The following is a 22,571-nucleotide window of genomic DNA, read 5'->3' as shown; positions in this document are numbered from 1 at the left end:
ATTCACCACATAGTCACAGAATGCAATCAACCAAGATGCCTCTATGAAATAGAAAGAAAAAGTTTTTGATCGAACAAAATAAAAAACAAGACAACCAGAGAATAATCAAGGTATAAATACTAAGGAAACTACTGCTAGGTAACATGAGGATATAAGCATTAAAAGTGCATCCAATATAGAAGTAGTGGGAACCAACCAATACAACATAAAAGCATGTCCGAGATGGAAGGGAAGGTACTATTTATTGGCTATCAGTAAACACTCTTTTGCCCCAGAAAAATCCAACAACAAAAGAAATAGATACAACAAAAACAGTAGATGCAGCTCTTCCAAGAAGAGGCGAAAAAAGAATTACAGAAATAAAAGCTACCAAAGATGCAGGCATAACCACAATAATATATCTAAATGGATTCACAACAAAGCCTCTATAACTAGTAAAAACTAGATATCTAAAAGTAAGATATCTAACTGTATGAACTGTAGCTTCAGTAATTAAGATCGATAGAAATGGACCAAGGGGGTAAAGAGTCCAATATATCGTCGCACCAAAAAGAGTGAAAAAAACACCCGACAAAGCGTAGACAACAGGCAGAGTAAGACGTCTCCCTGCAGACTTAAAGAATGAAAAGGGCATAATAAAAAATATTGTTATTTAATAGTGTAACGGACTTTAAGTGTTCTCCTTGTTTTAGGTATAGAAGAAATCTGAGAAGACAACAAATAAATTGAAAGACTTGTGGTAATCGCAAATGCACCAATGATAGTAGATAGCGTCAAAGTACCACTTGGGTAGACCTTAAATAATATTTGGTTGAAGAGTGCGAAAATTGTACAAAAAAGGAAAAAGATAAAGCTAAAGATGCACATAATGGCAATTAAAGTATGATAAGAGCGATCTTGCTTGAAAATACTTTCAACTGCGATTGCTGCATTTCGTCGAAAGTTCAAAGATGATTTACCATGCTTTCTTAGCATTTTCTTATAATGTATAGAAGCAAAAGAATCCGAACAGCTTACTAAGCAAGATCTAATATTAAGTGAGGAACGACTAAAAAGCCAAACAGCATCCTTAATCACAAAATCACTATAAATACCAACGCCATGATAACCGACAGGTAACTTAATACGTAAAAATATTCGAGAAAGCAGATAGAAAAGTCGTCTAAAGAATTGATAAAAATACAATTCAGTTTTATTAGTCAGTTTAGATGCAAAGATTGAATCTATTGAGACATCACGGAGTAACCAACCAACAATAAGCTCACCAACAAGCTCTGGAGGATCCTCAAGATCAGACAGAATATGAACAGCAGCATTACCTCTAGATAACCTAAAAAGATTCCAGGCGGAATGTTCGTAACCATAGTTTCTATGATTCTGAACAAGATATATTTTGCCAGGATATTTTGATTGAAGCATCTGAACAACTTCCAAGGTGTTATCAGAGCTATAGTTGTCACCTATGTAAATCTTATAATCAAAATCTAGCGATTTATCTAAAATCCCAGAATCAGATTGAGCTAAAGATATTGAAACTATTATTCTATCAATCAGCTCTGGCAGAGAAGCTGCTTCGTTATAAGCAGGGACAAGAATATCAATAATCATGTACTTAATGAAATGTAAGTTCAGAAAATAGCCGAGAATTAGGATGGACAAAGAAGAAGTTAGTGTCCACAGTTTCACTATCAATGAGGGTGAATCTTGAAAGCTTATACTCATTTGAGAGCGTATAAGCTACATACCCTATAGAGGCAAGTATCTCAATGACTTCATTGGGATGATAACCAAATGGTGCAGACCACTTTCTGAGCAATTCGACTAACAATATTGGCTTATGCTTTTGAAGTAAATTAATTCCACCCCTCACAGAAAAAAGTTCTGCGCCTTCAACATCAATTTTAACGAAATCTATTGTTTGAGAGTCTAAGATCTCATCCTCATGACTATCTAAAGTACGAAGATGACATTCAATCTCAAGTACATCATCTCTTAGTGCTAAATTTTTCATAGAAGCATTTCCACTGCCTTCGGGATAAAAATAAAAAGGAAAGGAACCCTCAGAATCAGATAGAGCATAATTCCTATAATCTATATTAGAAAGACGATTGAGTTTGCAATTATTTTTCAATTTAGCAAAAGTTTGCGGAATTGGCTCAAAAGCAAGAATTTTTGCTGAAGGATTAAGCTTGGCTACCACAAGTGAATACCAACCAATATTAGAACCAATATCCAACATTGTATCAATAGATGCTGCGAGCTTTCTAATAACTGAAGATTCGCCTGGTTCGTAAGAACCGAAGTTGAAAGCTTCTACAGGTGCAGTTCGTTCATCACAGGAATCAACTTCAACAACAATCCCATCGGACTTATTCGTCATTAAGACCTTATTATCAAGAATTTCTATTTTTGAAATATCTGTATTTGACAGTGTAGAAGAAAACTCATGTAAGACAGAGTGGAATTCTGCGTGGGCTCGATTTATAAAGTCATGCTTGCTAACATTTCCAGAAGTAAAATCCTGTTTAAGGTGTTCTAGACGGTTATGCATGGTGAAAATTAGAATAAGAAAGTAAGGTCCTAGAAAAGCCTTCCTCTAGCCCTATACTAGCTCTCCAGCCCAAAGCCTCCAACTTTAACACAGAGGGCAAAGATCGCGGAACAGCGCTGGGAACATAACCAGGCTTCTTAGCGAATGAGTCTTGAATACTAACCTCGAGTTTAGGATCTACTAGATTTGCCACCAGGTGAGCAAGTTCAAGAATGGAGATTTCGGCATTTGGATTGGCTAAATTATAAGCCTCTCCACTGAGACCATTAACCAAAAGGGTAAGGAAAGCACTTGTAGCATCCTTCAAATAGCAAAAACAACGACGTGCGCTACCAGAGCTTGCAAGCACAATGGGCTTCCGATTAAGAGCATCTCTTACAAAATCAGCAAAGACTCTCCCATCATCAAGCAACATTTGTGGACCATATGTATGGAATATTCGTGCACTGGTGGCTGGCAAGGAATATTGATGCGAATACGCCTTACAAATCGATTCTCCAACTCTTTTGCTTTCAGCGTAACAGCTTCTGAGAGAATTAGGATCTAAATAACCAAAATCAAGTTCATTGAAGTATTCCTTGCTATTAATACCATATACTTCACCTGTACTAAAATATAATAGACGTTTGATCTGCCATAAACGACCTTGATCACAAAGCCGCATCGTTCCTGTGCTATTTGGCAAAATAACGCCAACAGGATCCTGAGCATAAATTTTAGGACTGGCTGCACTAGCAGCATGCACAATAATTGAGTGTGGCTCAAGTAAAGAGTATGGATATTCCTCAGCAGTTCCATAGATTAAATGGAGTGAGCTGTTATTTATCCATGAAGCAAGACGAAATAAATTGCTTTGTTCCGAGCGTACTAAGCAGGTAATATTCAGGTTCAGGCTTAACACATGGTTGGCATACAAAAGGGTATTCACAAGATAAGAAGGGACTAAGCCCGCACCACCAGTCACTAAGACCGATTGATCTCTAAAAAACTCCCAATCCTTGAATGTCGAAACCAACGAACTAATATCATCAAGAAAAATCTGATTTTCAAAAAAGATTGTTTGAGCCATTGGAATCAATAAATAGCATCACCCTTAGCAACGACTTCATCCCTTTCCAATGAAATAGAATTCGGATGAACATCCACAAGCATAAGCCGTTCTATTTGCTCTAGGGGTATTAATGGGCTGAGATCTTCAAGAGGGGGAGAAACCAACGTTCCATCTGCGGAAACACTAACTGAAAGCTTAGGAACTAACAATTGATCAGCAGCCATAAAGACCTCCAATACAGAAGCTCCGTCATGTTCAAGAAATTCTGTAATAACCTGATCTTGCTGATCAAGATATGAAAGGGAAAAATAGTCAAAGCCTAGGGCTTTTACAAGTGGTTTATACTCAGGGCAAGTCAAACCGCTAGCTCTATCAGTACCGGCACGTCTTCCACCAACAATTGCATTTTGAGTGTGCTTAATCATTAAATATCCATCATTATTAAATATCACTAGTTTAAGGGGGATTTGATGGCTAATTACAGAATGAAGATCCTGCAAATTCATCATCAAGCCACCATCGCAATTTAAACAGATCACCTGCCGAGTCGGATCTGCGAACCAAGCACCAATGGCGCCAGGAAGTCCATAACCCATTTCACCAAGCCCTTGACTAGTGAATAAACGTTGACCATTTTTCGGTTCAAGAACTTGAAAACCACTAATCAGAGCTGTCCCCATATCAGTCACAAAAGTAGTATTAGAGGACGACAACTTACCGAGATCGGAAATAAATTGATATGAGTCAACTGCATCTTTTTTAAGATGACAAGGTTCTACAAGCGAGAATTCATTACGAATAAGACCTACATGGCTAAGCCATTCATTCATACTAGAATGCAGTGTATTTCCCAACGATTGATGTATTTGCGAAAGCGCAACAGAAGCATCTGCCAAGTATTTATTATCAAAACGTTCGCTTAATTTATCTAGCTCGATCTGATCACAATCAATCACAAATATTTTTGCTCGCCTAGCCAGTTGATGATCGACATAACCCTTTTGAGGTATCGCCAAGCGAGTGCCTAAAGTTAAAAGCACATCGCAAGATTGCAATATTAAATTGCCAGCTCTTCCGCCGTAAGTACCAGCATGTCCAGCATAAAGATCATCAATAGGCTCAAACAGATCCGTTGCTGTCCAAGACGTAAGATAAGGAATACCAAGATCACGAACAATCGAGGAAATCACTGAAGAGCTATATTTTCTTAATCCATTGCCTAACCATAGCAATGGTGCATTTGCAGACTTAAGCGAAATTAATAAATGAGATAAATCCTGATCTGACAGACCAAAGCTTTGAAACCCCTTTATTACAAGATTCTCATTTATCAATGCATTAATTTTATTAATTTCCATTTCGTTAGATTGTAAATCAATTGGTATATCCACAATGCAAGGACCCGGACGACCTTCCCTGGCTAGTCTCACAGCACTAGCAATAGCAATTACAACGCTCTCTGAATCCTTGCATGTGACAACACTTTTTGTACAGGATTCATAAATCGACTCTGTATAAACACCTTGAATCCCGATCATACGAGAAAGATTATTACTAGCGAACTGCTTAGTAGCCTCCTGACCACTAAGAATTAAAACAGGTACACTATCTGCCCATGCACCCACAACACCTGTAAGAGCATTCGTAATTCCAGCTCCAGCGGTAACAAATACGGCTGCTATTTGGCCAGATTGCATGTAATACCCGTGAGCAGCCATTACACAAGCTTGCTCATGATGCAAGCAGGTTAACTGAATTTCAGGGTGTTGATAAACAGCATCAAACAAGTGCGCATTAGCTGAACCGATAATCCCAAATACTTGGCGTATTCCTTGCGAAGCAAGTAAATTGGCAATGGCGACAGAAAGCTTCAACTTACTCATGGCTTAATGAGGGTATCGATCGCAGACAATAGCTGCAGCATATGAGCATCAATATTATCACCGCGCCCGAGGTTAGATTCATCTAAAAATTCAATTCCAAGATCACTCCATTGCATGTCAGCGCTATCAATGGGATAGTTCTCGACAATATTAGCGAGTGCACCAACTGGCATGCCTAACATTGGTGGACGCATATAACTAACTGTTTTGCTAGATCGCACATCATAATTTGAAGAGATAAGCAAGCGAAGAGCTTGGATTAAAAAAGCACAATGAGTAAGATAAACTTTTTGAAATGGATTGCGTGATAAAACAAGTTCTTTTTTCTTGCGGCACTTACAAAAAACATTTAGGACCCAAGGACTCTGGGCGTCATCGGAAAAACCATAAACTGCCGGGAGCCTAAGAAAGCAGGTAGAAATAGAATGCTGAAATGCATTAGCAGCAAGCATTGTTTCTTGATGAAGCCTACTGACCATATATGGACGACGATAACTTTCCTGTCCTTCACAGATTTGATCCAAAGAAAGGGAGCTCTCGATTAAATCACAAAGCAGAGAGCTAAAATGAATGATTTCAACATTCGATTGGAGCCATAGATTTGCATCAACAATAGTCCTACACGAATTAATCTGCACTCCCATAGAATCAAGTGGTTGATTCAACCATTGTTGCTTCTTATTAATTCCCCGCAAATTAAAGACTACATGTCGAGTATTTTCACTAGAAAAAATACTATGCTCTTCAGACCCGAAAAACTCAACAAAGCCCGAGTAACCCAAAGCCCTTACAAAAGGAGCCTTGGTATTAGCATAAAGCCGTTCCACCCCGTTAGCCTTCGTAGAATCGCAATAGACATATATTGAATCCAAATTACTAATCGGATTATCAACTAGTGATTGAATAAGGGCGGTTCCAATTCGTCCAGCACCACCTAATAGATGCAATACAATTTTCATCACTTAGAAACACCATTGCATGAAAGAGAAGAAGCGGTTGCGATTATTTGATCTTCTTGCCCAGCAATCACTTGCATTCTGCCTAATTCCTTGATTATATCCTGAGGATCAACATCAAAGATTCGTGCAGCTTCTAAAATCTTTGGTTTGAAACCTGAGAATACACCATAAAAACCAGTTGCTGTAGAAAGGCTGTCAACTATAGGGAGACTGTTTGAGAAATTTGACTCTACAAACTGAGAAAGTGAAATCAGTTTATCCAAATTAAGCCCAGTATGATTGTGATCTCTTTCTAACAATGCAACAAGAGACTCTAGTGATAGGTTGCCAGCACCAGCACCATAACCTCTGGTACAAGCATCGACTGAATCACAACCAGATGAAAGTGCCGCAAGAGAATTAGCTATAGCTGCATGAAGATTATTATGTGCATGAAAACCAATTGGTAAATCAACAACAGCTCGAAGTTCCTGCGTGATAGAACTAACCATTGTCGGAGTCAATGCACCCGCTGAATCCAGAAAAACAATACGAGATGCCCCATAACTTTCCATTTTCTTTGCTTCACGTGCCAAGTAATCAGGTTTTACCATATGACACATCATTAGAAGACCCCATACATCTCGTCCAGATTGTGCCACATGATTAATATAAGTCTCTGTTGTATCTGCCTCAGTACAATGACTGGCAACACGAAAAATAGAAACTCCCCTATGAACGGCATAATCGACATCGCCAAAAGTGGCCAAACCGGGAATAACATGAACACCTATCTTCAGGTCTTTGTATATGGTAAGTTTTTCGTAAGCAACATCCAGAAGATTAGGCTCATCTAATAGACCAATGTGTAAGCTGCTTCCACCTAAACCATTTCCGTGACCAATCTCAATATGACGCAATCCTGATTGATACGCTTGATCTATATAACTAGCACAAAAACCTGAAGAAAATGAATGCTTATTTGCATGAGAGCCGTCCCTAAGTGTGACGTCATAAACAAGAGGATGTGTCATAGTCGCTTAACAACTTCAAGTGCGGCACAATTTATGATATCAAGATTACCAGCGAAAGGGGGAAGATAATGGCCACTTCCAGTCACTTGCACTTGACACATTGATTTAGCCCCAAGCTGCTTAAGATCTACAGACAAGCAATAGCCTGGCACATAGCAAGAAGTCATCGATACAATCTTACGAATGGTTTCTTGAGTATCAGAAAAGTTTTTGATATGGTCAGACTGGATTAATACTGAAGTTTTCATGTGAATAGGCGGTACGGCAGGTGTAATGTTGATAATTACTTTAACTTTCTCTATGTCAAGCATATCACTAATTGACTTTTGCGTTGTGCTGATGTATTGAGAAATATTTTTACGTGTGCCGGGACCAGCTGATGCTGAGGATATCGTAGAGACAATCTCAAGGTATTTAATCTCAGGATTTGCTTCTTTTAATGCGAAACATATGGGCATAGATGCTTGCCCTCCACAGGAGATCATATTTATATTATCTGAATCAAGACAGTGGTCTAGGTTAACAACAGGACAACAGGCAACTCCAAGCATTGCAGGAGTCATATCAATAACACGAATATTATTTTTCTTACAAAGTGAATAGTTGTAATGATGATGTGAAGCACTTGTACAATCTATCAAAATGTCTGGTTTTTCCGGATGTTCCAGAACTCCCTCAATGCTTCTATCGGTGATAAAGACCCCACGATTTCTAGCAAACTCTAGACCCTTAGAATATGGGTGCCGACCAGCGAAGGACACGACTTCGAGTCCTTTTGCTTCTTGGCACTTAACCAGTAAATCACAACCAATATTTCCAGAGCCCAGTATTGCCACTTTCTTCATTTCTCAATCCTCCTCTCCGAAATAAAGTTGTTAATAACATCAATCTCAAATTTAAGCTGAGTAGATGTAAGCCCTGGGAAAGTACCAAGAAACAAGGTAGTGTTCATGATTTCATCTGAGCCGCACATATCTCCAACAACACGAATTGACTCAGGACGATCGCTACGAAGCTGAACAAATGCCGGTTGCCGCAATAAGTTGCCCCCAAACAGCATCCTATTCCCAATTTTGTGCTCGTCAAGTTCACGGGCTAAATCAGTACGACTAAAATCTGCAGATTCTCTGACTGCAATTTTAAATCCAAACCAAGAGCAATCAGTACGACAACCACTTTTATCCCACGAGAACCCACAACTTTCGCTCCAGTCAGTTGCATGAGTAGGCAAAGAAAATTCAATGAATTCACTACTCCCAGACAAACCTTTACGGAGAGTTTCCCAATTTTTCTTTCTGGCTTCTATGAATTCAGGAAGACGATTTAACTGAATACGACCAATTGCAGCCTGCGGATCAAGCGGCTTAAGGTTATACCCAAGGTGACTATATGTATACTTATGATCATAACCAGCCGGAAGTTCGCCAAGTTGCCAATCAAATCTCTTATTGCAGGTATTGTCTATTCCGCTTGGGCACCAACAATCACGTCCCCAGTCTCTAAAACTTTCAGCAATAACTTTGAGCTTTTGATCAGAAACTATATTCACAGCACCGCCCTCTCCCATCGTTAGATGATGAGGAGGATAAAAACTTTGCGTACTTATATCACCCCATGTACCCGTCCATCTAATAACTCTATCAGGTCCTTCATCTAAACCTGGACTATTTTGAGAAAAGCCCAAGCTTTCTGCTTGCGGTCGTGGCATCGAATAGCTGCAACCTAATGCATCACAATTATCCTCAATCAGCCAAAGATCATACTTACGACAGAAGGATAATGTAGTTGCCAAATCAAAAGGATTACCTAAGGCATGGGCCATCATTACTGCTTTGGTCACGCCAGGCGTATACGCAGATTGCAGTTGGTCACATTGTGCATTACCAGTAATCGGATCAGCATCAATAAAGACTGGGACTGCGCCAATCTGAACAATAGGAGCGACTGTGGTTGGGAAACCAGCTGCCACAGTAATCACTTCGTCTCCAGGCTTGATTCTTCGATTTTCTGGAAGCTTATAAGAAGTGAGCGCTGAAATAGCAACCAAATTGGCACTAGAGCCAGAGTTGACGAGGAGGGATTTGCGAACTCCCATGAATTCCGCTAACTCATTCTGGAAAGATTCACCTTCATTCCCCAATGTCAACCAAAAATCAAGCGTACTTCCTACTGCTGCTGCAACCTCATCTTCTGTAAAAACGCGCCCAGCATATGGAATAGGAGAACCCGACTTCCAAGGTTCACGAATGGGGTCGTCCGCAGGCCTGAAGCAAGAATGGACTTGCCTTGAGTACTCACGAGTAAGTCTCAATATTTCATCCTTTAGGGCTTTAATGTCACTCATGGCATGATTTCAAATAAAAAAATTCCTAATTTTGAGAGAAAGCACTTAAGTCTTCATGGCAACATTCAAAAGCGCTTCTTCCATCATGATTAGATCGGTACCAATCTACTGTACGTTTTACTGTAGTTGTGTAGCTCCAGCGAGGGGACCATCCTAAAAGACGATAGGCTTTATCAATCTGTAAATGAAGCAGGGTTGCTTCGTGCGGTGCACTCGGATCAGTATTATCAATCCAAGTACCTGGCCAATGATCAAGTATTGTGCTAACTAATTCGCCAACAGTGCGATTACTAGACAACGTTGGGCCAAAATTAAATGCTTCGCATGGTGGATTTAGCGAAAGCATTAACTCCTCGGCTAATCGCAGATATCCAGATAATGGCTCGATAACATGCTGCCAAGGCCTCGTAGCAAGAGCATTGCGAATAGGAATCGGTTGATGATTGGATAGTGACCGCATTGCATCAGGAAATATTCTGTCAGCAGCCCAATCACCCCCACCTATAACATTACCGGCTCTCGCGGTAGCAATTAGTAGATATGGGGTTTGATGCTGGTGAGGCCCACAAAAGCTTGAACGCCAGCTGGCTATTCCAATCTCAGCAGCAGCTTTACTCGAGCTGTAAGGATCATGGCCACCTAAATTATCAGTCTCGCGATAACCATATGACCATTCTCGATTTTCATAAACTTTATCTGTCGTCACCATTACAACTGCACATTTGTGCTGTAGCTGGCGAAGCGATTCCAACAGATGCAAACTACCAATAACATTAGTCGACCATGTTCCAATTGGATCTAAATAACTCTCACGAACCAATGGTTGAGCTGCTAAATGAAAAACCACCTCAGGCTGAGCGTCTTTAATTAGCTTATTTAGGGCATCCAAATCAGCTACATCTCCAATACAATGGTGCCATCTATTTCCGGGAAAAATGTCCTTAGCCAGTTGATTAAATAGATTCGGATCTGATTTAGGAGCCAATGAATATCCCCACACTTCAGCACCAAGATGATGCAACCATAGCAAAAGCCAACTGCCTTTGAAACCAGTATGGCCTGTAATCAGGACGCGCCTGCCTCGCCAGAACTCGTTATTCAACATCACCAAATCTTCCACGGAGCATTTGATTGGGCCCATAAATGCTCGAGATAATTTTTATCCCTGAGAGTATCCATTGGCTGCCAAAAACCATTGTGATGGTATGCACTCAATTGGCCTGCTTCAGCTAGGTGGCGCAATGGCTCCTTTTCCCAAACAGTGGAGTCTCCCTCGATGAGATTAATAACTTCAGGTTCGAGAACAAAAAATCCACCATTAATCCAGCCCCCTTCACCAACTGGCTTTTCCTGAAATCCACTAACAGAGTTATTTGCTTCGATCTGCAAAACACCAAACCTACCTGGTGGTTGAACAGCTGTAACAGTGGCCTGTCGGTGCTGTGATTTGTGAAAAGTAACAAGAGAAGTGATATCTACATCTGCCACTCCATCCCCATAAGTAAAGCAAAATGTTTCGCCCAATACATAGTCTCTTACACGCTTCAATCTTCCACCCGTCATACTTTGGTCACCTGTATCAACAAGTGTCACCTCCCAGGGCTCTGCTTTTCTATGATGAACTTTCATGGAATTTACTCGCATATCTATGGTTACATCACTCATATGCAGAAAATAATTTGCAAAGTACTCTTTAATCACATACCCCTTGTAGCCACAACAAATAATAAATTCATTAATACCATACGAACTGAATATTTTTAAAATATGCCATAGTATTGGGCGACCACCAATTTCAACCATTGGCTTTGGCTTAATGCTTGTCTCCTCGCTAATACGAGTGCCAAGACCTCCCGCAAGAATTACTGCTTTCATCTACACACGTGAATTTGTTTGCTGTCAAGACGCAGGCCATCAGGCCTGAGCCAAGACGATAGAGCCTTCAACCCCCTACCCCAAAACAAAAACATCTTTTTGCTTTACCAGTAGTTACTATACTCATAAGCCAGTTTTGGGCCTAGTAACCATTCAATCTGTTGTTTGAGCCAGATTTCATCCTGCCACTGGTCAGCTCATCTTTTCGAAGGCTAGAGGCATTTCGGACATATTAAAGGAAATTTTTCAATCAATATAAGAACGCCTCTAACCCTTAGAGCTGAAGAGGCAATGAGCTCTTTGATCCGAAAAGAGCAAATCAAATTACAATTATTAAACGAAAGCCCTCTGCAATTCTCACAAGAGAACTGCTCAAGCTTGCTTTCTACACATAATCCCAACAGAAGCCTCATATAAAATTAAATATTGAAACGAATCGCCGCTTAGTTTCAGTCATAGTTGTTCAAAACTCTTTATCCAACTTCACTCCAGCCAGTTCACCTGCACCACCTTTGGCCTTGAGAACGTCCTCAAGGCCAGCAAGATCCTCATCCGTGATCTTGGTTTGCATCGGGCAATGCTTGGGACCACACATCGAACAGAACTCAGCTTGCTTATAGATATCTGCTGGCAGGGTTTCATCGTGATACTCCTTCGCACGCTCAGGGTCTAAGGACAATTCAAACTGCTTGTTCCAGTCGAAGTTGTAACGAGCCTTACTCAACTCATCATCACGGTCACGGGCACCAGGACGATGACGGGCAATATCAGCAGCGTGGGCTGCAATCTTGTATGCAATCAGCCCTTCGCGCACATCCTCTGCATTGGGAAGACCCAGGTGCTCTTTTGGCGTCACGTAGCAAAGCATCGCTGTGCCGTGCCAACCGGCCATTGCCGCACCAATTGCTGAAGTGATGTGGTCATAGCCAGGAGCAATATCGGTCACCAACGGGCCGAGCACATAGAAGGGCGCCTCATTGCACTCTTCCATCTGCTTTTTCACGTTGAATTCAATTTGATCCAGCGGCACATGGCCTGGACCCTCCACCATCACTTGCACGTCATGCTTCCAAGCCCGGCGGGTGAGTTCTCCAAGCGTTTTCAGTTCAGCAAGCTGGGCCGCATCGGAGGCATCGTGCTGACAGCCGGGACGCAGGGAATCTCCTAGGGAGAAGGTGCAGTCGTAGCGCTTAAAAATCTCGCAAATATCGTCAAAACGCGTGAACAAAGGATTTTGACGGTGGTGATACAACATCCACTGGGCCAAAATCCCGCCGCCGCGGCTCACAATTCCAGTGAGACGTCCCTTCACTTTGGGGAGATGTTCAATCAACAGGCCAGCGTGAATCGTCTGGTAATCAACGCCCTGTTGGCAATGCTTCTCGATGATGTGCAGGAAGTCATCTTCATCGAGTTTCTCGATCGAGCCATGCACACTTTCCAAGGCCTGATACACAGGCACCGTGCCAATCGGAACCGATGAGGCACCAATAATCGACGTCCTTACCTCATCCAGGTTCACGCCACCAGTGGACAAATCCATCACGGTGTCAGCGCCATATTTCACGGCCAACTTCAGCTTGTTCACCTCCTCCGCTGCATCCGATGCATTGGGAGACGCACCAATGTTGGCGTTCACCTTGCATTTGCTGGCGATGCCAATCGCCATCGGCTCCAGATTGGTGTGATTCACATTGGCGGGAATGATCATCCGACCCCGCGCCACCTCTTCCATCACAAGCGATTCCGGAAGGTTCTCGATCGTGGCCACATAGGCCATCTCCTCCGTCACCACACCCTTACGGGCGTAATGCATCTGAGACACATTGGCCTGGCCCTTACGAGCGGAAACCCATTCAGTACGCATGGTCTTGGCAGCAGCGGAATTGCCAGGAGCCAGCCAAACAGCCGAAGATCACATCATTCACTTCCCTGCGCCGGCATGACCCGGATCAAGTTCAGAGGGTGTGATCTCAGCCCCAGCGATCGCAAAGAAAGCCGGGGCACCCCTAGTGGTCTTTGAAAGCTAGCAACGCTTTTCCGGTCTGACCCACATCTGCATTTAGGGCTGCAAGCCATTCAAGGCAGCCGCCACCACACGGTGATCCGCGTCCTGCTGCAACGGCTGAAGCAACGCCCTGGCTTCTGATCCATTTGCATCTCCGGACTGCTCACGCACAACCCGGGCCAAGATTTCCGCTCCACTCACCCGCACGGTGCCGTCTGCATCGGCGATCGCTTGCCTGCCGAGATCCAGCAACCACTCCGGGTTGATATCGGGCTGCTCTGCGAGAGCGGAAAGAATGCTGCAACGCACCAGCCAAGCGCCATCCTTCGCGAAGCTTTCACGCAACAGGGGCCAGGCCCGCTCCACCCCGTAGCTCGCTAGAGCATTCGCCGCTTCAGCGCGCACATTGGGATCGTCGTCTGTCGAGACCAGACGCGTCAGCACCTGCCAAGCCTGTTCATTGCGCCGGTATCCCAGGCCACTGCAGCTCAGGGAGCGCACTAAAAACGCCTGTTGATTACTGCCCAGGATCAGCAGGGGAATCACCACACTGTCGTTGTCTGAATCGGGCAGCGCTCGCAATTTGGCAAGCGCTGGCATCGCTTGCACCGGGTCACCCGACGCGATCGCTGCGCGCAGCTCCTCAGGGTTGGGTGCGGTCTGTTCGGGGGTGCTGGCCATCTCAATCCTCCTGAGAACGGGTGGTGCGCAAGGCGATCAACAGCTGATGGCGGCGATGACGACGGCCCACCACGGCATGGACCACCAATCCAGATCCCACAAGGATGGCAGGAAGAGCTTGCCAGCGGTCGGGCCCTTCGCGCTGCAGCATCGCCGACACCCCGAGCAGCACCATCAGCGGTGCCGCCAGAGACAACACAATATGGATCCTGGTGCGGGTTTGACGGCTCATGGCGTTTGACTCCAAGCCAACATCGCAGCCGTCAAGACCTGCACGCCCACACCCAAAGCCCCTTCCTCAGGGTTGAAATGACCGTTGTGAAGCGCTGCACATCCATCAGCACCGGCCACCCCCAGGCGGAACATGCTGCCTGGAACGTCCTGCAACAGTTCAGCAAAATCCTCAGCACCAAGCGAGGGCTGCTCTAGGCGTTGCACTTGATCTGCCCCAAGTTGTTCAACGGCACTGCGCTCTAGCAAGGCGGTAAGGGCGGGATCATTGCGAACGGGAGGTGCAATGCAGCGATAGCGAACCCGGGCGCTGGCACCAAAGCTCCCGCAAATGGCTTGCACCGTCTCCTCAATCCAAGCTGGCAAGCGTTCATGGAGGTCGGCGCAGAGGCAGCGAACCGTGCCCAGCAAGGTGACCCGATCGGCAATCACGTTGAAAGCCTTGCCCCCTTCGATTTTTCCAAAGCTCACCACCACCGGATGCAGGGCATCCAAGCGACGACTAATCGCCTCCTGCAATCCCGACACCACCCGGGCTGCAATCCAAATCGCATCAACAGATTGATGGGGCCGCGCGCCATGACCGCCTTCACCGATCACTTCGATTTCCAATTCACCAGCAGCAGCCGTCAAACTGCCGCTGCGCACCCCGATCGTGCCCACCGGCAACGAAGGAAACACATGCACGCCAAATAGAGCGCTGAGACCATCGGTGGCGCCGTCAGCACGCATCCAGCGGGCACCTTGGGCAAGCTCCTCAGCAGGCTGAAACAGCAGGCGCATCCCCACTGGCAAGGACGGCTCCTGCGCCAACAAGCGCGCCACCCCCAAGCCGATACAACTGTGCAAGTCGTGGCCGCAGGCGTGCATCACCCCTTGGCGCAGGGAGGCATAGGGCAAACCCGTGCGCTCCTCCACCGGTAACGCATCCATATCCACGCGCAGCCCCACCTGGGGCCCGCTCTGAGGCCCAAGCTCCGCCATCACTCCGGTGCGCCCCACCCCTTCACGAACACGCCAGCCGCACTGACGCAACTCTCCGGAAATCAGGGCCGCGGTCTGGTGCTCTTCCCCACTCAGTTCCGGATGGGCATGAAGATGGCGACGAAGCTCGATCAACTCGGGCAAGATCGCCTCAAGCCGCTGCTGAAGAGAGGGAGTGGTGGTGGTCATGAGCTCTCCAGAGCCAGCAAACGCTGTAAATCAGCCACAGGGCGGGGCGGCCAGCGACGCACCTGGAGCAACCAATCCGCTTCGCGATAACTGGGATCCAAACCAGAAGCCGCGGCCCAGTTGCTTTCGGCCTCGCCCTTAGAACCGCGGATCCAAAGCAAAGCACTTAATCCAGCCCGCGCATCAGCAAACATCGGATAACGACGGATCAAGTTGCGCATCTCCCGCTCAGCTTCGTCAAAAGCTTCGAGTTGGTAAAGGGCCAAAGCCCGGCTGGAGCGCGCCATTGCAAACCCAGGACGGGCTTCAGAAGCGCGCCCATAGAGGGCTTCAGCGGATTCCCAATCACCTTCCGAACCGCGCACGTTGCCGAGGTTGTAGAGCGCCGAAGCATCTTGTGGATCCCGCTTCAAAATCCAGTTGTAATCCTGCTCGGCTGCCGTCCAATCCTGCAAGGCCTCCTCAGCCGTACCCCGATTGAGGTGGGGATCAGCTTCCTCTGGAGCGAGCTCAATCGCCTTGGTTTGATCGGCGATCGCCCCCTCGGTATCGCCTAAGACCAAACGCACATTGCCGCGGTTGCTCCAGGCCGCCGCATCATCGGGAGCCAGCTCCAGCACCTGATCCCATCCCTCGAGGGCCTGCTGCGGGTCGCCCTGACGGCTGAAGCGCAGGGCCTGTTCAAACAATTGACGGTGCTGATCCTTGGGAAGCGATTCAGCAAAAGCTGGATCAGCCCCAAGCAACACCACAACCCCGAAGGCAACCAACAAGACGGAGAACCAACGCTTGAAATCAACGTTCATGCCGCATCTCCCTCATCCGCAGGCCAGCCCAGGTGGCCTCGGCCAGCGGGGGTAACAACCCGTCCACGGGGGGTGCGCTGCAGAAACCCGAGCTGAAGCAAATAGGGCTCCACCACGGCTTCCAGGGTGGTGGGATCCTCGCCAAGCGCCGCGGCCAACGTATCGAGACCAACCGGACCGCCTCCATGGGACTGAAGCAACAGCTCCAACAGGCGACGGTCACTGGCATCAAGGCCCTTGCCATCCACACGATGCAGCGTGAGTGCTTCATCCACCAATTGCACATCAATGCAGCCCGAAACCTCACGCACGCAGGCCACATCCCGCACCCGGCGCAACAGCCGATTGGCAATCCTGGGGGTGCCCCGACAGCGGCGGGCAATCTCGGCGCATGCCTCAGGCGAAAGCTGCAGCTTCAGCAGACCCGCCGCCCGCATCACGATCGCTTGTAGATCGTCTTGGCCGTAAAACTCCAGGCGCTGAATCAATCCAAAGCGATCGCGCAGGGGAGAACTCAGTGCACCGGCTCTTGTGGTGGCGCCCACCAGGGTGAAGGGCGGCAATTCCAGGGCTCGCGTTCGCGCCGTACTGCCCTTGCCAACGGTGAGATCAAGGCGCCGGTCTTCCATCGCCGGATAAAGCAGCTCTTCGGCAACGCGGGTGAGTCGATGAATCTCATCAATGAAAAGCACCTCCTTGGGCTGCAAATTCACGAGCAAGCCAACAATGTCGCGAGGGCGCTCCAGGGCCGGGGCGCTGGTGATCCGGCAGGTGACCCCTAATTCTTCAGCAAGCACCATGGCCATGGTGGTTTTACCCAGGCCGGGAGGGCCATAGAGCAACACATGGTCGAGGGCCTCACCCCGACCCATCGCCGCCTGAATCGCAATCCCCAACACCTGTTTGAGTTCGCGCTGACCGATGTAATCGTCGAGACGCCGCGGCCTAAGACCGTCTTCCTTCGTGGGGCTCAGCTCGGCGGATTCATCCTGTTGACGCGTTGCATCCACCACCCGCGACGGCTTCGGTCGGGGAGCTCCCTTGGAGGATCCAGCGTTGGAAGAGACAATCGCCATGGTCGCAGGGTACCGATAGCTGGATAAGGTCGGGAGACCGATCGGCCGTGGGGCCTGACGCGAGATGGGCAAGGGAGGCGGCAAGAAGAGTGCAGCGGCAAGAGCAGCGGCCAATCGCCTGCTGGCCGACAATCGACTGGCAAGACACCAGTACGAAATCCTTGAAACCCTAGAAACGGGAATCGAACTCCTGGGGACCGAGGTGAAATCGGTGCGCGCGGGGCAAGCCAATCTTCGCGATGGCTTCTGCCTGATCAGGCGCGGAGAACTGCACCTCCACAACGTTCACATCTCCCCGCACACCCACGCCAGTCGCTATTTCAATCACGAGCCACTGCGAGTGAGGCGGCTCCTCGCCCATCGCCGAGAAATCGACAAATTACGGGGTCATCTGGAACAAAAAGGGCTCACCCTGATTCCCCTCAACCTGCACCTGCAGGGGTCATGGATCAAGGTGACCATCGGCCTGGGCAAGGGACGCAAGCTCCATGACAAGCGGGCCGCTGCAAAAGACAAGCAGGTCAAAAAAGAAACCCGGGACGCGATCGCCCGCTATTGATTCAGCAGACCCGCTTCTGGCTCAGCGGACGGCTCTTGGGCCGCTGGCTCCGGGGAGACGTCCTCTTTCACGCCTGCTGGCTTCGGGCCAGGGGGTTCTGGCAGCGCCTCCACCGGTCCCTGCGCTCCCGTCGCCGGATCGGCAATCGGATTGCGATCCACCCTTGGCAGCGGTTTTGACAGTGCTTTTGGTGCAGGATTGGTGATCTGCAGGTCAGCGCGACAAGACAGGGTCAGCAAACCGGAAGCGACACCTTCATTGGTCACGAGCACCTGCACAGGCGTGCCCACATCAGCCGCCAGGGTGACCACTCGCAAAGGGCCCCGTTCGGCAGCAATGGAGCCGTCAGCGGCGTAGACAGTCATCTGCATTAACGGCGTTCCATTAATGCCGAGCACCAACCGGCGATTGGCCGGAACCTGAATCGAAATCAAACGGGCGCTATCGGCGGGTACCCGACTGGACAACACGGTGGCCATCTCAGCTCCGGCCTTCACTTTTTCAATCTTGACCTCTTCCAGACTGCGCAAGGCAGCCGCAAACCAAAGCTGCCGGAACGGTTCGGGTGGCTTGGTTCCTGAGGCCACCCCCGGCAACAGGGTGTTGGCAGCCACGGAGACCAGCTGCTCCACCACCCTGTCATTCACCCCTTGTCCGACAAGGGCCTCACGCTGGGTCTGCCAATCCTTGGGATCCAGTGACCCCAGTCGGCGACGCAAGCCTGGAGGCAACTGCTCCACCCTTGCCAACCACTCATTGGCTAGCTCGTTCCAAACCTGGCGCAGGGGCGCATCCTCCAGGGAATCACTGGGCAAACGACCACTTCGCTCCGGGAATTGGGCCAACAAGCTGGCATCCACGAGCTCCAAGAACCAGCTGCGGTCGACCTGCAGAGCCCTTAATCGACTGAGCAGTTGTTGACGCTGATCCACCTCTGCGGGCGGAAGGCTGGCCGTCGGCGAGCGACCCACCACATCTCGATCCGTGGAAGGCACACCAGCTGGAGCATTGCCGCGGCTGAGCAGGAACCAGCCAATCGCCGTACCTACGACCGCTGATAACAACAGGGCAATCGCCACGGGCCATAACCGGCCTTCCGCCGCCACTTGGCGCTCATCGGCGCGCTGACGCCGGCGAGGCTGAGGGGAAGGCGAGACAACAGCCTGCGGAAGGGCGGCAGGGAGTTCAGCGGAGGCCAGCACGGCAGGCGCGAGCACGACCGTGCGCTCTGAACTCGGCATCGGTCCGGTCGATTCAGGCATGGGAACCGCTTTCAAGGCCTGCAAAACCTCCCCGGCCTGCTCAAAACGGCGACCTGGAAGCTCACTGAGCAAGCGTTCCAGCACCTCGCGGAAGCCTTCATGGATCTCGAGGCCTGAGGGACATGGCCATTCGCTGGCATCGGCCGGCAGCAAGGCCTCCGGTGCCCGTCCGCTCAGCAATGTCAAGGCCGTCACACCCAGAGCATGCAAATCCATCCATGGCGCGGCCATCTCGCCCCGGCCTTGTCCCCTCGGGGCATAACTAGCCGTGGCTCCGAGGAGCGGGGCGGTGCCGAGTTTTTGCAGCAGGCCAAAATCCAGCAAAACCGGCAATCCATCCTGATCACGGCGCAGAAGATTGCTCGGGTTGATATCGCCATGGACCAGTCCCTTGCCATGGAGAACGCCCAACACGGGGAGGAGCTGACGCAACAACAGCAGCACTTCGCCGCCACCAAACACCAGCTGACGCTCGCGCCGCTGCTGCTGAATCTGCCCAAAGCTGGATCCTTCCTGCCACTCCCTCACCAGCCAAAGCGAATCCAATTCCTCCAGCAGGCCTCCGAAGCGTGGGATCAGCGGGTGAAGCACCGATTGCATCGCCGGCCACAGCTGGCGAAACCGCTCTTGCGCCTCAGGATCTTGAAGCTGCCGCAGTGCCACTGGCGCATCGGAGGCCAACACATCGGTGCCACGCCAAAGCTGCCCCTGGGGTGCGGAGGTGTCTGCCGTCAGACATTGATCCAAGCGGTAGCGCTCAGCCAGCAGCGTGCCGATCACAAGGGCATTGCCTAAATGGGCTGATGCTAGGGGGACTTGTTGGAAAGCACCTACAGCTTGGCCTCACTAAGGTCACTGTCCCGAGCTTCAACCTTCCATGGACTCCGGCACGCTGCTCAGCCGGCTGATGGACGTGCGCCGCCGCAGCGAAGTTTTAATTGAGCCGCTGGAAGCCGAAGATCTCTGCCTCCAGGGCATGGCTGATGCGAGCCCCCCTAAATGGCATCTCGCCCATACCACCTGGTTTTTTGAAACCTTTGTTCTGATCCCCCATTGCCCTGGTTACGAAGGGGCGGATCCCCGTTGGACCTATCTGTTCAACTCCTATTACGACGCGGTTGGCCCGCGGCAACCCAGACCGCAACGGGGCTTACTGAGCAGGCCATCGATAGCGGAGGTGATCGCTTGGCGGCACAAGGTGACCCAGGCCCTGGCAGACCTGCTCCAAGGCAATGGCGAATCCCCCTGGGTGGAACTCGTGGAACTGGGTCTTCAGCACGAGCAACAGCATCAGGAGTTGATGTTGATGGATCTCCTCGATGCCTTCAGCCGTCAGCCCTTGGAACCGGCGTATCGAACGGATTGGCAGGAGCCCGAAGCGGCTTCCCATGACGGGACACCTCCAGTTTGGCTGCCGTGTGCGGGAGGCCTGGTGGAGATCGGCCAAGACACGCAACAGCACGGCGGCACCAACCACACCCATCCCTTCCATTTCGACAATGAGGAACCACGGCATCGCGTGTGGCTCGAATCCTATGCCCTGGCCGATCGCTTGGTGAGCAACGGCGACTACAGAGCTTTTATCGAGAACGGCGGATACGCGCGCCCCGAACTTTGGATGAGTGAAGGCTGGGCCATGCGCACAGAGCGGCAGTGGAAAGCCCCGCGTTACTGGCGCCAAGCACAGAGTGGTGAACAGCAAGCTTGGGCTTGGGAGTTCACCCTTGCCGGACGCTGCCCGTTAGACGACCATCGCCCGGTGCGTCATCTCAGCTGGTTTGAAGCCGATGCCTATGCACGCTGGGCTGAAGCCCGCTTACCAACGGAGGCCGAATGGGAGATGGCCGCCCAGGAGCAGGGGCTGCAGCTCAAGCAAAGTCATGCTGAGCTTTGGCAATGGACCGCCAGTCCCTACCGGCCTTATCCCGGATTTCAGCCTGCCCAAGGAGCCGTTGGCGAGTACAACGGCAAGTTCATGACCTCCCAATTCGTGTTGCGGGGCAGCAGCCACCTCACTCCAGAGGGACATGCCCGCAACACCTACCGCAATTTTTTTGCTCCCTCTAGCCGCTGGATGGCGGCTGGCCTGCGCTTGGCCCGATGACCACCACCTCTCAACAGACCTTTCACCAGACCGATCAAAAACCCGAACTGATCGACCTCCATCCGCCAGCAGCGGATATGGAGCAGCTCGTGCGGATCGGGCTCAACCGTTGTCCCCGCCAACTCCCGGCTTGGTTTCTCTATGACGAGGAGGGCTCACGCCTGTTCGATCGCATCTGTGAGCAACCCGAATACAGCCTCACGCGCACCGAAATTGCTCTGCTCGAGTTGGCTGCCCCCGAGATTGCGTCAGCCATCGGTGGAGGTGTGATCGTTGAATTCGGGGCTGGCAGCGCCCAAAAAGTAGGGCCCCTTCTCAACGCGATCCATCCCGCCGCCTACGTAGCCCTCGACATCAGTGCGGAGCATCTAGGCAAGGCCACCGCAGCTCTGCAGCAACGCCATCCGGAGGTGCCGATGCTTGGGATTTGCTGCGATCACAGCACACTGACGACAGTGCCTGAGCACCCATTGCTGAGCAACCAACGCCGCATCGGTTTCTTTCCTGGCAGCTCGCTCGGCAATTTTGAACAGGACGATGCCGTCCGCGTGCTGCGCCAGTTCAAGCAGTTGCTGAAGGGAGGACCTCTGCTTCTTGGTCTGGACCAACCCAAGAGCAAGGTCCGCCTCGAAGCGGCCTACAACGATGCCGCTGGCATCTCAGCTGCCTTTGCACGCAACTTGCTGCATCGCCTCAATGCCGATTTGGGAGCGAATTTTGACCCCCAATGCTTTCAATACCAAGCGCGTTGGCAAGACGAACAACAGCGGGTGCAGATGGCCTTGATCAGCAGCTGCGACCAAGTGGTCAGAATCGCGGATAACCGTTGGACCTTCAAGTGCGATGAGCCACTGATCACCGAATACAGCCTCAAGTACAGCCCTGAACGCGCTGTTGCGTTAGCGCAACGGGCCGGGTGGCGCTGGCTGCGTCGCTGGCATGATCCAGAGGATGATCTCTCCTTGCATCTCTTAGAGCCCACAGACTGAGATCCA

At 49.3% G+C, this 22,571-nt stretch carries 21 protein-coding genes and 1 riboswitch; of the genes, 4 read left to right on the top strand and 17 right to left on the bottom strand.

Annotated elements, in window-relative coordinates:
- Window positions 1-266: 266 nt before the first annotated feature.
- Window positions 267-431 (top strand): hypothetical protein, encoded by a 165-nt coding sequence (locus SynMVIR181_RS00740; protein WP_186589639.1) that lies wholly within the window; start codon window positions 267-269, stop codon window positions 429-431.
- A gap of 217 nt (window positions 432-648) precedes the next feature.
- Here SynMVIR181_RS00740 and SynMVIR181_RS00735 read toward each other — a convergent pair whose 3' ends face one another.
- The 16 genes from SynMVIR181_RS00735 to ruvB form a co-directional block, all read right to left on the bottom strand.
- A complete protein-coding gene (locus SynMVIR181_RS00735) occupies window positions 649-1,608 on the bottom strand; it encodes a glycosyltransferase (RefSeq protein WP_186589638.1) in 960 nt (319 codons plus the stop codon).
- A gap of 4 nt (window positions 1,609-1,612) precedes the next feature.
- Window positions 1,613-2,551: an FkbM family methyltransferase gene (locus tag SynMVIR181_RS00730; protein ID WP_186589637.1), complete on the bottom strand. Its 939-nt coding sequence runs from the start codon at window positions 2,549-2,551 to the stop codon at window positions 1,613-1,615.
- Window positions 2,544-3,620: an NAD-dependent epimerase/dehydratase family protein gene (locus SynMVIR181_RS00725; RefSeq protein ID WP_186589636.1), complete on the bottom strand. Its 1,077-nt coding sequence runs from the start codon at window positions 3,618-3,620 to the stop codon at window positions 2,544-2,546. The genes SynMVIR181_RS00730 and SynMVIR181_RS00725 overlap by 8 nt, the downstream gene beginning before the upstream one ends.
- A 5-nt stretch (window positions 3,621-3,625) precedes the next feature.
- Window positions 3,626-5,485, bottom strand: a complete 1,860-nt coding sequence (locus SynMVIR181_RS00720; protein ID WP_186589635.1) for a thiamine pyrophosphate-binding protein — start codon at window positions 5,483-5,485, stop codon at window positions 3,626-3,628.
- Complete coding sequence (locus tag SynMVIR181_RS00715) at window positions 5,482-6,444, bottom strand: NAD-dependent epimerase/dehydratase family protein (protein ID WP_186589634.1); 963 nt, start codon at window positions 6,442-6,444, stop codon at window positions 5,482-5,484. The genes SynMVIR181_RS00720 and SynMVIR181_RS00715 overlap by 4 nt, the downstream gene beginning before the upstream one ends.
- Window positions 6,444-7,457, bottom strand: coding sequence for a 4-hydroxy-2-oxovalerate aldolase (dmpG, locus tag SynMVIR181_RS00710; protein WP_186589633.1), 1,014 nt, complete (start codon window positions 7,455-7,457; stop codon window positions 6,444-6,446). Before dmpG ends, SynMVIR181_RS00715 begins: the two co-directional genes overlap by 1 nt.
- Complete coding sequence (locus SynMVIR181_RS00705) at window positions 7,454-8,302, bottom strand: acetaldehyde dehydrogenase (acetylating) (RefSeq protein WP_186589632.1); 849 nt, start codon at window positions 8,300-8,302, stop codon at window positions 7,454-7,456. Before SynMVIR181_RS00705 ends, dmpG begins: the two co-directional genes overlap by 4 nt.
- Window positions 8,299-9,801, bottom strand: a complete 1,503-nt coding sequence (rfbH, locus tag SynMVIR181_RS00700; RefSeq protein WP_186589631.1) for a lipopolysaccharide biosynthesis protein RfbH — start codon at window positions 9,799-9,801, stop codon at window positions 8,299-8,301. Before rfbH ends, SynMVIR181_RS00705 begins: the two co-directional genes overlap by 4 nt.
- Before the next feature lie 25 nt (window positions 9,802-9,826).
- Window positions 9,827-10,906 (bottom strand): CDP-glucose 4,6-dehydratase, encoded by a 1,080-nt coding sequence (gene rfbG / locus SynMVIR181_RS00695; protein WP_186590418.1) that lies wholly within the window; start codon window positions 10,904-10,906, stop codon window positions 9,827-9,829.
- Window positions 10,906-11,676, bottom strand: coding sequence for a glucose-1-phosphate cytidylyltransferase (rfbF, locus tag SynMVIR181_RS00690; RefSeq protein WP_186589630.1), 771 nt, complete (start codon window positions 11,674-11,676; stop codon window positions 10,906-10,908). Before rfbF ends, rfbG begins: the two co-directional genes overlap by 1 nt.
- 463 nt (window positions 11,677-12,139) lie before the next feature.
- Window positions 12,140-13,543 carry a phosphomethylpyrimidine synthase ThiC gene (thiC, locus tag SynMVIR181_RS00685; protein WP_186589629.1) on the bottom strand — a complete coding sequence of 468 codons (1,404 nt, stop codon included), beginning with the start codon at window positions 13,541-13,543 and terminating at the stop codon, window positions 12,140-12,142.
- 45 nt (window positions 13,544-13,588) lie between these two features.
- Window positions 13,589-13,697: riboswitch (TPP riboswitch) on the bottom strand.
- 41 nt (window positions 13,698-13,738) lie between these two features.
- Entirely contained in the window at window positions 13,739-14,365 is a 627-nt protein-coding gene (locus tag SynMVIR181_RS00680) for a HEAT repeat domain-containing protein (protein WP_186589628.1), read from the bottom strand.
- Window position 14,366: 1 nt separating this feature from the next.
- The gene (locus SynMVIR181_RS00675; RefSeq protein ID WP_186589627.1) at window positions 14,367-14,597 is read right to left on the bottom strand and encodes a DUF3188 domain-containing protein; all 231 of its coding nucleotides are present in this window, start codon (window positions 14,595-14,597) and stop codon (window positions 14,367-14,369) included.
- Window positions 14,594-15,769: an amidohydrolase gene (locus tag SynMVIR181_RS00670; RefSeq protein WP_186589626.1), complete on the bottom strand. Its 1,176-nt coding sequence runs from the start codon at window positions 15,767-15,769 to the stop codon at window positions 14,594-14,596. Before SynMVIR181_RS00670 ends, SynMVIR181_RS00675 begins: the two co-directional genes overlap by 4 nt.
- The gene (locus SynMVIR181_RS00665; protein WP_186589625.1) at window positions 15,766-16,575 is read right to left on the bottom strand and encodes a tetratricopeptide repeat protein; all 810 of its coding nucleotides are present in this window, start codon (window positions 16,573-16,575) and stop codon (window positions 15,766-15,768) included. The genes SynMVIR181_RS00670 and SynMVIR181_RS00665 overlap by 4 nt, the downstream gene beginning before the upstream one ends.
- The gene (gene ruvB / locus SynMVIR181_RS00660) at window positions 16,572-17,651 is read right to left on the bottom strand and encodes a Holliday junction branch migration DNA helicase RuvB (RefSeq protein ID WP_186589624.1); all 1,080 of its coding nucleotides are present in this window, start codon (window positions 17,649-17,651) and stop codon (window positions 16,572-16,574) included. The genes SynMVIR181_RS00665 and ruvB overlap by 4 nt, the downstream gene beginning before the upstream one ends.
- Before the next feature lie 64 nt (window positions 17,652-17,715).
- Here ruvB and smpB point away from each other — a divergent pair, with 64 nt between their 5' ends.
- Window positions 17,716-18,210 (top strand): SsrA-binding protein SmpB, encoded by a 495-nt coding sequence (smpB, locus tag SynMVIR181_RS00655; RefSeq protein WP_186524334.1) that lies wholly within the window; start codon window positions 17,716-17,718, stop codon window positions 18,208-18,210.
- Here smpB and SynMVIR181_RS00650 read toward each other — a convergent pair.
- Entirely contained in the window at window positions 18,204-20,252 is a 2,049-nt protein-coding gene (locus SynMVIR181_RS00650; RefSeq protein WP_186589623.1) for a serine/threonine protein kinase, read from the bottom strand. The two genes, smpB and SynMVIR181_RS00650, sit on opposite strands and share 7 nt — an antisense overlap.
- A gap of 97 nt (window positions 20,253-20,349) precedes the next feature.
- Here SynMVIR181_RS00650 and egtB point away from each other — a divergent pair, with 97 nt between their 5' ends.
- Both egtB and egtD read left to right on the top strand, forming a co-directional pair.
- Entirely contained in the window at window positions 20,350-21,576 is a 1,227-nt protein-coding gene (gene egtB / locus SynMVIR181_RS00645; RefSeq protein ID WP_186589622.1) for an ergothioneine biosynthesis protein EgtB, read from the top strand.
- Window positions 21,573-22,565: an L-histidine N(alpha)-methyltransferase gene (gene egtD, locus SynMVIR181_RS00640; protein ID WP_186589621.1), complete on the top strand. Its 993-nt coding sequence runs from the start codon at window positions 21,573-21,575 to the stop codon at window positions 22,563-22,565. Before egtB ends, egtD begins: the two co-directional genes overlap by 4 nt.
- Window positions 22,566-22,571: the final 6 nt, after the last annotated feature.

Source organism: Synechococcus sp. MVIR-18-1, assembly GCF_014279835.1.
GTDB lineage: Bacteria > Cyanobacteriota > Cyanobacteriia > PCC-6307 > Cyanobiaceae > Synechococcus_C.
The sequence above is the reverse complement of the archived record's forward strand: the minus strand, read 5'-3'. Positions and strand labels throughout refer to the sequence as shown.